The sequence below is a fragment of the Kocuria salsicia genome, assembly GCF_007681555.1.
GTDB lineage: Bacteria > Actinomycetota > Actinomycetes > Actinomycetales > Micrococcaceae > Kocuria > Kocuria salsicia.
This window is the reverse complement of record NZ_VELE01000028.1, coordinates 1-1,425: the sequence shown is the minus strand read 5'-3', so window position 1 is coordinate 1,425 and position 1,425 is coordinate 1. Positions and strand designations below refer to the sequence as shown.

Sequence of the window (1,425 nt, the reverse complement as noted above, 5' to 3'; positions counted from 1 at the left end):
GGCTCTTCAGGATCCAGGGTGTAGTTGGGGTCGGCGCGTCGGTCGCCGGATAGGGGTCGAGGCCTCCCGAAGATGAAGGTTCCTACACGCCTCATCTGGAAGACCTCGACGTGCCTGACGCTACCTTCGCCTGCCCTGACTTGACCACCTTCTGCCGTCTCGACGAGCTCGGTCTTGACGTCGTCGGTCAGCGCCTCGAGCCCGAGCAGGCGATCCTGGCCTGCCGGGTCCTGGAACCGGACCAGTGGTGCCGACGCTGCGGCTGCGAGGGCACGCCCCGCGACACCGTGGTGCGGCGCCTGGCGCACGAGCCGCTGGGCTGGCGACCTACGACGCTGCTGGTCACGGTTCGCCGCTACCGGTGCACCGGGTGCGGACACGTGTGGCGCCAGGACACCACCAAGGCGGCCGAGCCGCGGGCGAGGCTCTCCCGTCGCGGTCTGCGGTGGGCGCTGGAAGGGATCGTGTGCCAGCACCTGACCGTGGCCCGCGTCGCCGAAGGCCTGGGAGTCTCGTGGAACACCGCCAACGACGCCGTGCTGGCCGAGGGCAAGCGGGTGCTCATCGACGACCCCGGCCGGTTCGACGGGGTCAAGGTCATCGGCGTCGACGAGCACGTCTGGCGCCACACCCGCCGCGGCGACAAGTACGTCACCGTCATCATCGACCTCACCCCGGTCCGGGACGGCACCGGGCCCTCACGCCTGCTGGACATGGTCGAGGGCCGCTCCAAACAGGCGTTCAAGACATGGTTGGCCGAGCGCGAGAACCCTTGGCGCCAGGGCGTGGAAGTAGTCGCGATGGACGGGTTCAGCGGGTTCAAGACCGCCACCACCGAGGAGCTGCCCGAGGCGACCGCGGTCATGGATCCCTTCCACGTCGTGCGCCTGGCCGGCGATGCCCTGGATCAGTGCCGGCGCCGCGTTCAGCAGGACACCCGTGGCCACCGCGGCCGGGCCGGCGATCCCCTCTACTCGGCTCGCCGGACCCTGCACACCGGAGCGGACCTGCTCACCGACAAGCAGCGGGACCGGCTGGAGAAGCTGTTCACGGCCGACGCCCACGTCGAGGTCGAGGCCACCTGGGGGATCTACCAGAGGATGATCGCCGCCTACCGAGAACCCGACCGGGCCCGAGGCCGAGCGCTGATGCAGCGGCTGATCCACTCCCTCAGCCACGGCGTCCCGGGTGCGTTGAGCGAGGTGATCACGCTCGGCCGGACCCTGACCAAGCGGGCCACCGACGTGCTGGCCTACTTCGATCGTCCTGGTACATCCAACGGCCCGACCGAGGCGATCAACGGCCGGCTCGAACACCTGCGCGGCTCCACGCTCGGGTTCCGCAACCTCACCAACTACATCGCCAGATCGCTCCTGGAGACCGGCGGGTTCAGGCCGCGACTACACCCTGGATCCTGAAGAGCCC

At 69.5% G+C, this 1,425-nt stretch carries 1 protein-coding gene; it reads left to right on the top strand.

Annotation, left to right across the window (positions count from 1 at the left end):
- Positions 1 to 110: 110 nt before the first annotated feature.
- Positions 111 to 1,418 carry an ISL3 family transposase gene (locus FS770_RS13535; RefSeq protein ID WP_145012777.1) on the top strand — a complete coding sequence of 436 codons (1,308 nt, stop codon included), beginning with the start codon at positions 111 to 113 and terminating at the stop codon, positions 1,416 to 1,418.
- Positions 1,419 to 1,425: the final 7 nt, after the last annotated feature.